At 72.3% G+C, this 7,952-nt stretch carries 7 protein-coding genes; 6 read left to right on the plus strand and 1 reads right to left on the minus strand.

Features of this window, described 5'->3' with window-relative positions; all coding sequences use genetic code 11:
- The coding region (locus ACFU6K_RS23205; RefSeq protein ID WP_380665928.1) for a cellulase family glycosylhydrolase at nucleotides 1–1,483 on the plus strand (1,483 nt) is incomplete at its 5' end.
- Here the strand turns inward: ACFU6K_RS23205 and ACFU6K_RS23210 are convergent.
- Entirely contained in the window at nucleotides 1,484–2,518 is a 1,035-nt protein-coding gene (locus ACFU6K_RS23210) for a LacI family DNA-binding transcriptional regulator (protein ID WP_380665930.1), read from the minus strand.
- A 261-nt stretch (nucleotides 2,519–2,779) separates the two neighbouring features.
- On the opposite strand from ACFU6K_RS23210, the gene ACFU6K_RS23215 reads away from it, so the two are divergent.
- The 5 genes from ACFU6K_RS23215 to ACFU6K_RS23235 all read left to right on the plus strand — a co-directional run.
- A complete protein-coding gene (locus ACFU6K_RS23215) occupies nucleotides 2,780–4,168 on the plus strand; it encodes an extracellular solute-binding protein (RefSeq protein WP_380665932.1) in 1,389 nt (462 codons plus the stop codon).
- A gap of 91 nt (nucleotides 4,169–4,259) precedes the next feature.
- Entirely contained in the window at nucleotides 4,260–5,240 is a 981-nt protein-coding gene (locus tag ACFU6K_RS23220; protein ID WP_380665934.1) for a carbohydrate ABC transporter permease, read from the plus strand.
- Nucleotides 5,241–5,246: 6 nt separating this feature from the next.
- The gene (locus ACFU6K_RS23225; RefSeq protein ID WP_380665936.1) at nucleotides 5,247–6,104 is read left to right on the plus strand and encodes a carbohydrate ABC transporter permease; all 858 of its coding nucleotides are present in this window, start codon (nucleotides 5,247–5,249) and stop codon (nucleotides 6,102–6,104) included.
- Nucleotides 6,105–6,164: 60 nt separating this feature from the next.
- A complete protein-coding gene (locus ACFU6K_RS23230; RefSeq protein WP_380665938.1) occupies nucleotides 6,165–7,640 on the plus strand; it encodes a glycoside hydrolase family 1 protein in 1,476 nt (491 codons plus the stop codon).
- Between the two features lie 119 nt (nucleotides 7,641–7,759).
- Nucleotides 7,760–7,952, plus strand: a 193-nt coding sequence (locus tag ACFU6K_RS23235; protein ID WP_380665940.1) for a LacI family DNA-binding transcriptional regulator, incomplete at its 3' end; no start/stop codon positions are given.

A 7,952-nucleotide genomic window follows, 5' to 3' on the forward strand; every position in this document is an offset into this window, starting at 1 on the left:
CACCACCCCCGTCCGCACCGCCGCCCTCGCGGCCGCCACCGCCGCCTGCACCGCCCTGGCGGTGCTCCCCCTCACCGCCTCGGCGGCGCCCGCCGCCAGCCTGTCCTGCGGCGTGACCTACACCGCAAGCGACTGGGGCAGCGGCTTCACCGCCGACATCACCATCACCGACACCGGCACCACCCCCATCAACGGCTGGACCCTCGGCTACACCCACACGGGCAACCAGACCCTCCAGAACGGCTGGAACGGCACCTGGACCCAGACCGGACGGAACGTCACCGTCACCAACCCCGCCTACGCCCCCACCATCGACCCCGGCACCGCCTACACCACCAGCGCCACCTTCTCCTACACCGGAACCAACACCGCCCCCTCCACGTACACCGTCAACGGCACCACCTGCGGGCCGCAGTCGGGCCCGTCGCCGAGCCCCACCCCCACGAGCACCCCCACCACCCCGCCGCCTGCCGGGTCGGCCCCGGCCGTGCACGTCGCGGGTGCCACGCTGGCGAAGGCCGACGGCACCCCGATCACCCTGCACGGGGTCAACCGGTCGGGGGCCGAGTTCATGTGCGTCCAGGGCCACGGCATCTTCGACGGCCCGGCCGACCAGGCGTCCGTCACCGCGATGAAGTCCTGGCGCGTCAACGCCGTCCGCGTGCCGCTCAACGAGGACTGCTGGCTCGGCCACTCCAACGTCGACCCCGCGTACGCCGGTACGGCCTACATCGGCGCGGTACGGAGCTACGTCGACCTGCTGCACCGCAACGGCCTGGTGGCCGTCCTGGACCTCCACTGGACCGACGGCGCGTACACCGGACCGTCCGCCGGCTGCTCCGACGCCGCCGCCACCTGTCAGAAGCCCATGCCGGACGCGGCCGGTGCGCTCCCGTTCTGGACCTCGGTGGCGCAGACGTTCAAGGGCGACGACGCCACCGTCTTCGACCTGTTCAACGAGCCGTACCCGTCCCGCGCCACCGGGGGCACGGACAGCGGCTGGGCCTGCTGGCGGGACGGCGGCACCTGCCCCGGAATCGGCTTCCGGGTCGCCGGCATGCAGGCGATGGTCGACGCGGTACGCTCCACCGGCGCGGACAACGTCCTGCTGCTGGGCGGCCTGGAGTACGCCAACGACCTCAGCCGGTGGGCCGCGTACCGACCCACCGATCCGCTGCACAACCTGGCCGCGTCCTGGCACTCGTACAACTTCAACGCCTGCGGTACCGGTTCCTGTTGGGACGCGCAGATCGGCCCGCTGGCGGCCCAGGTTCCGGTGGTGACGGGCGAGTTGGGCGAGAACGACTGCGCCCACGGCTACCTGGACGCCCTGCTGCCGTGGCTGGACCGGCACGGCGTCTCCTACCTCGCCTGGGCCTGGAACACCTGGGACTGCGGCAGCGGCCCGGCGCTGATCAGCTCCTACGACGGCACGCCGACCGGCTTCGGCGCCGGCTACCGCGCCCACCTGGCCGGCCTGTAGTCACGCCGACTCCCGCACCACCAGTTCCGTCGGCAGGATCAGCTGCCGACGGAACCGGCCCGGCTCGGCGATCTCCTCGAGCAGCAGCTGGACCATCAGCCGGCCCATCTCCTCGGTCGGCTGGCGAACGCTGGTGAGCGGCGGCTCGGTGTGCCGGGCCACGACGGAGTCGTCGAAGCCGATCACCGCGACGTCCTGCGGAACCCGCCGGCCCGCCTCGCGCAGCGCCTGCATCGCGCCCGCCGCCATCAGGTCGGAGGCGCAGAACACCGCGTCCAGGCCGGGCCGGCGGGCGAGCAGCTCCCGCATGCCCTCGCGTCCGCCGCGCTCGGTGAAGTCCCCGTGGGCGACGAGGCCCTCGTCGGCGGGGATCGCGGCCTCCGCGAGCGCCTGCCGGTAGCCGGCCAGGCGCGCCGCGGCGCCCTCCATGTCGAGCGGCCCGGTGACGGTCGCGATCGCCGTCCTGCCCCGGGACAGCAGGTGCCGGACGGCCGCTCGGGCGCCACCCGCGTTGTCGGCGTGCACGTAGCCGAGCGTCTCCCGCGTCGAACGGCGACCGCTGAGCACGGCGGGCAGCTCCAGCCGCTCCAGCAGTTCGGGGAGCGGATCGTCCTCGTGTACGGAGACCAGCAGGACGCCGTCCACCCGGCGGGCGGTGAGGTAGCGGGTCAGCCGTTCCCGCTCGTGCTCGTCGCGGACCAGCACCAGAAGCAGCTGCAGGTCGGATTCGGCGAGTTCGGCGGAGACGCCGGTGATGATGTCGGAGAAGTAGGGTTCGGACCTCAGCTTCGCGACGCTCTCCGGGATGACCAGCGCGACCGCGTCGGTCCGGGAGGTGACCAGCGAGCGCGCCGCCTGGTTGGGAACGTAACCGAGTTCGGCGATGGCCTGCTCGACCGCCGCCCGGGCCTTCTCGCTGACCTTGGGCGAGCCGTTGACGACGCGGGACACGGTGCCCCGCCCCACTCCGGCCCGCGCTGCCACCGCCTCCAGCGTGGGGCGGGCAGCGGGCTGCTGCTGCGCGGCTCGGCTCATGATCCTTCTCCCGGCGGACGGCGGACGGCGGACTGCGGACTGCGGCGTACCGCTGCTGCGGCAGCCACGACGAGGGCGGCCGGACGACACGGTCCGGTAACGGAGCCGTTGCACGCCCTTGACACGCCTCGCATGGCGAAGCAATCTTCCCACATCGAAGTGGGAGCGCTCCCACGCGGCACTCCCACCCTGTTCCCGAGCACCGCCGGCCGCCCGTCGAACGGCGCGGCCATGGACCAGCCTGGACAAGGAGATTCAGCCATGCGGAACACCGGTACCACCCCCAGCGGCAGAGCAGCCGCCGCCCTCCCCGGACGCGAGGGCCCCATACGCAAGGCCCCCGTGCGCGAGGCGGGCAGGCCCCTGCCGGCCACCGCCACCGCGGCCCTGTGCGCCCTGCTGGTCACCGGCTGCGGCAGCTCCGGCACTGCCACCGGCACCGACGCGGCCTCCGGCGGCAAGATCACCCTGACCGTCGGCGACTACGGCACGTTCGGCTACAAGGAGGCCGGACTGTTCGACGCGTACATGCGCGAGCACCCCGGCATCACCATCGTCGAGCACACCGTCCAGCAGGAGAGCGACTACTACCCCGCCCTGCAGACCCACCTCGCCTCGGGCAGCGGCCTGGACGACATCCAGGCGATCGAGGTCGGCCGGATCGCCCAGGTGGTGAAGAAGCAGGCGAACAGGTTCACCGACCTCGGCAAGGCGAACGGGGTCGACAAGAGCGCCTTCCTGCCGTGGAAGGCGCAGCAGGCCACCGCCCCGGACGGCCGCACCATCGGCCTGGGCACCGACATCGGCCCGATGGCGATCTGCTACCGCAAGGACCTCTTCCAGCAGGCCGGGCTGCCCACCGACCGCGACCAGGTGGCCGGGCTCTGGCAGGGCGACTGGGCCAGGTTCGTCGACGCCGGCAAGCAGTACCAGGCCAAGGCGCCCGCCGGCACCTTCTTCACCGACTCCGCCGGCGGCCTGTTCAACGCCGTGGTGTCCACCAGCACCACGCAGTACGTGGACGGCGGCGGCAAGCTGAACTACAAGGACAACGCCACCGTCAAGACCGCCTGGACCTTGTCGACCGACGCGATCCAGGCCGGGATCAGCGCCGGCCTCAAGCAGTTCGACACACCGTGGTACCAGGCGTTCGCCAACTCCAGGTTCGCCACGGTCGCCTGCCCGTCCTGGATGACGGCCATCGTCGCCGACAAGTCCGGGAGCGCCAACAAGGGCAAGTGGGACATCGCCGCCGCCCCGGCCGCCGGCAACTGGGGAGGCTCCTTCCTCGCCGTCCCGAAGGCCGGAAAGCACCAGAAGGAGGCGGAGGCGCTCGTCACCTGGCTCACCGCGCCCCCGCAGCAGGCCAAGGTCTTCACCTCCGTCGGCAACCTGCCCTCCAACACCGAGGCGTTGAGCCGGCCGGAGGTGCAGAACGCCAAGCTCGACTTCTTCGGCGACACGCCCACCGGGCAGCTCTACGCCGCCACCGCGCAGTCCATCCGGCCGGCCGTGCTCGGCGAGTGGGACGGCCTGGTCAAGGACACCCTCACCAACGGCGCCCTGCTCAGCATCGAGCAGCACCAGAGCGACCCCGCCAAGGCGTGGAGCACCGCGGTGAAGGAGATCGACGACAAGGTCGGCGACTGACGGACCGTCTGCCCGGCCGTCCGCCCGTCCCGGCCCCGCCAGACCCCGGGCCGGGGCGGGACCGCCCCGCTCTCCAGAGAGGTCACCCCCCATGCTCGACGAGGCCGTCCCGGCCGCTCCCCGCGGCAGGCCACGCCCCGCTCCCCCTCCGCGCCCCTGGCGCACCCGGCTCTACCGGTGGGACCTGAAGGCGTCGCCGTACCTGTACGTCGCGCCGTTCTTCGTCTGCTTCCTCGCGTTCGGCCTGTTCCCGCTGGTCTACACGGGCTGGGTGTCACTGCACAGCGTCGACCTTCAGACGTCCGACCAGATGCAGTGGCGCGGTTTCGACAACTACACCCGACTGCTCCACGACGACCTGTTCTGGAACGCCCTGCGCAACACCCTCACCATCGGCGTGCTCTCCACCGTGCCGCAGCTGCTGATGGCCCTGGGCCTGGCCCACCTCCTCAACTACCGCCTGCGCAGCCGGGGCTTCTTCCGGATCGCGATGCTCGCCCCCTACGCGACCTCGATCGCCGCGGCGACCCTGGTGTTCACGCTGCTGTTCGGGCGGGACTACGGGATGATCAACTGGCTGCTGGCCCAGGTGGGCCTCGGGCCCGTCGACTGGGAGGGCGGCACCTGGAGCTCGCAGATCGCCATCTCGGTGATCGTCACCTGGCGGTGGACCGGCTACAACGCCCTGATCTACCTCGCCGCCATGCAGGCCGTCCCGCACGACCTGTACGAGGCGGCGGCGCTCGACGGCGCCAACCGCTGGCAGCAGTTCCGGCACGTCACGGTGCCCTCCATCCGGCCCACCATCCTGTTCACCATCGTGGTCTCCGGCATCGGGGCCACCCAACTCTTCGGCGAACCCCTGCTGTTCGGCGGCGGGGCGACCGGCCACAGCGGCGGCTCGGCCCACCAGTACCAGACCCTCGGGCTCTACCTGTACGACCAGGGCTGGTACGCCTTCCACCTCGGCCGGGCGGCCGCCGTGGCCTGGACGATGCTGCTGCTCCTGCTGGCCATCGGTGCGCTCAACCTCGCCCTGGTCCGCGTCCGCCGCGCCCGGAACGGGGGTTGATCACCGATGGCCAGGAACCCCGGGCGGCGCGCGGGAGCGCGCGGCCTCACCGGAGCCGGACCGTTCACGTACGCGGTGCTGATCGTCGTCGCCGTCCTCTCCCTCTTCCCGCTGTACTGGACCCTGGTCGGCGCCTCGACCTCCGGCGGCCGGATCGCGCGGACCCCGCCTCCCCTCCTGCCGGGCGGGAGCCTGTGGCACAACCTCGACATCGCCTGGAACCAGGTCCACATGGGCGAGGCGCTGCTCAACTCGGTGGTGGTGGCGAGCTGCGTGACCGCCGGCACGGTGCTGTTCGCGACGCTGGCCGGCTTCGCCTTCGCCAAGCTGCCGTTCCGGGGCCGCAGCGCCCTGCTGAGCCTGGTGGTGGCGACCATGACCGTGCCCGCCCAGCTGAGCGTCATCCCGCTGTACCAGATCATGGCCGACCTGCACTGGACCGACCAGCTGCAGTCGGTGATCCTGCCCAACCTGGTGGCCGCGTTCGGGGTGTTCTTCATGCGGCAGTTCCTGTCCGAGGCACTGCCGATCGAACTGGTCGAGGCGGCCCGGGTGGATGGCGCGAGCAGCCTGCGGATCCTGTGGAGCGTGGTGCTGCCGATCGCCCGGCCCGGGATGGCCGTGCTCGGCATGCTGGTCTTCGTGCAGTCCTGGAACGACTTCTTCTGGCCGCTGATCGCGCTGAGCCAGAGCAATCCCACCGTCCAGGTCGCGTTGGCCGGTCTCGGCGGCGGCTCGTACGACTCCGACCAGGCCGTCATCCTCACCGGCTCACTGCTCGGGACGGCACCGCTGCTGCTGGTGTTCGCCCTCCTCGGCCGGCAGGTCGTCGGCGGCATCACCGCCGGCGCCGTCAAGAACTGAGCAAGACTGATGACCAGTCACATTCCCTTCCCCGCACCACCCGACGTGGAAAGGACAGCCATGACTTCGGTACCCGCCGAGGCGTCCCGACAGGAGACCTCCCCCAACGCCTCCTCTGCCGCCTTCCCCGCCGGCTTCCTCTGGGGAGCCGCGACGTCCGCGTACCAGATCGAGGGGGCCGTCGACGTGGACGGCCGGGCACCCTCGATCTGGGACACCTTCAGCCGGACCCCCGGGCGCACCGCCGGCGGCGACACCGGCGACCGCGCCACCGAGCACTACCACCGCTACCGGCAGGACGTCCGGCTGATGGCCGAACTCGGGCTGGGCGCCTACCGGTTCTCGGTGTCCTGGCCCCGGGTGCAGCCGACCGGGCGCGGCCGGGCCCTCGAACGCGGCCTGGACTTCTACCGGCGTCTGGTGGACGAGTTGCTGGAGCACGGCATCGAGCCCGTGGCCACGCTCTACCACTGGGACCTGCCCCAGGAGTTGGAGGACGCCGGAGGCTGGCCCGCCCGCGACACCGCCCATCGGTTCGCGGACTACGCCGCGCTGGTGGCGGACGCGCTCGGGGACCGGGTGGGCAGCTGGACCACCCTCAACGAGCCCTGGTGCTCGGCCTTCCTCGGCTACGGCTCCGGGGTGCACGCTCCCGGCCGCGCCGACTGGACGGCCGCCCTGCGCGCGGCCCACCACCTCAACCTCGGCCACGGCCTCGCCGTCGGGGTGCTGCGCGCGTCACTGCCCCGGAACGCCCGGATCGCCCTGTCGCTCAACCTGCACGCGGTCCGGCCGCTCACCGGGTCCGCCGCGGACCGCGAGGCCGCCCGCCGGATCGACGCGGTGGGCAACCGCGTCTTCACCGGCCCCGTACTGGAGGGCGGCTACCCCGACGACCTGCTCGCCGACACGAAGCACCTGGTCGACTGGTCCGCACTGGTCCACGACGGCGACCTGGCCGCGATCGGCCGGGCGATCGACCTGCTGGGCGTCAACTACTACACCCCGACCGTGGCATCGGCCCTGCCGGACGGACAGGCCCCGGACTCCGCGGCGGCGAGCGAGGCGGGCCACGGCGACGGCGCCCAGACCCCCTTCGCGGGCTGCGCCGACGTGCTCTTCCACCGCGCACCCGGCCGGCGCACCGCGATGGGATGGCCGATCGACCCCACCGGCCTGTCCGACCTGCTGCTGCGCCTCCACCGCGAGCACCCCGGACTGCCGCTGATGGTCACCGAGAACGGCGCCGCCTTCGACGACCTGCCGACGCCGCAGGGCGCCGTCCACGACCCGCAGCGCATCGACTACCTGCACGGGCACCTCGACGCCGTCCGGCGGGCGATCGACGCCGGCGCGGACGTGCGGGGCTACTTCCTCTGGTCGCTGATGGACAACTTCGAGTGGGCGTACGGCTACGGCAAACGCTTCGGCCTCTACTACGTGGACTTCGCCACGCAGGACCGGACCGCCAAGGACAGTGCCCGGTGGTACGCGGAGGTGATCCGCCGAAGCGCCCTGCCCGACCCCCTCGGGTGACGCTGTCGGATCCCTTGACGATCGTCGTCCGTCCGATCAAGCTGGCGGAGGTGGTGGGCCGGAGCGGGCACCGGGTTTCGGTGCGGTTCCCGCGTCGAGGATCGAGCCAGGACGGCCCCATGCCCCAGCCCATGCACCGCGACGACCCGGCCCCGACGCTGGCCGAGGTCGCCCGACGCGCCCGCGTCTCCACCGCGACCGCCTCCCGGGTGCTGAACCGCTCCGCTCCGGTCTCCGCCGACGTGGCGGCCCGGGTGGAACTCGCGGCGCGCGAGCTCGCCTACGTCCGCCGCCGGGCGCCCAGCGCCCGGC

Source organism: Kitasatospora sp. NPDC057512 (assembly GCF_042802135.1).
In the GTDB taxonomy this organism is placed as follows: domain Bacteria; phylum Actinomycetota; class Actinomycetes; order Streptomycetales; family Streptomycetaceae; genus Kitasatospora.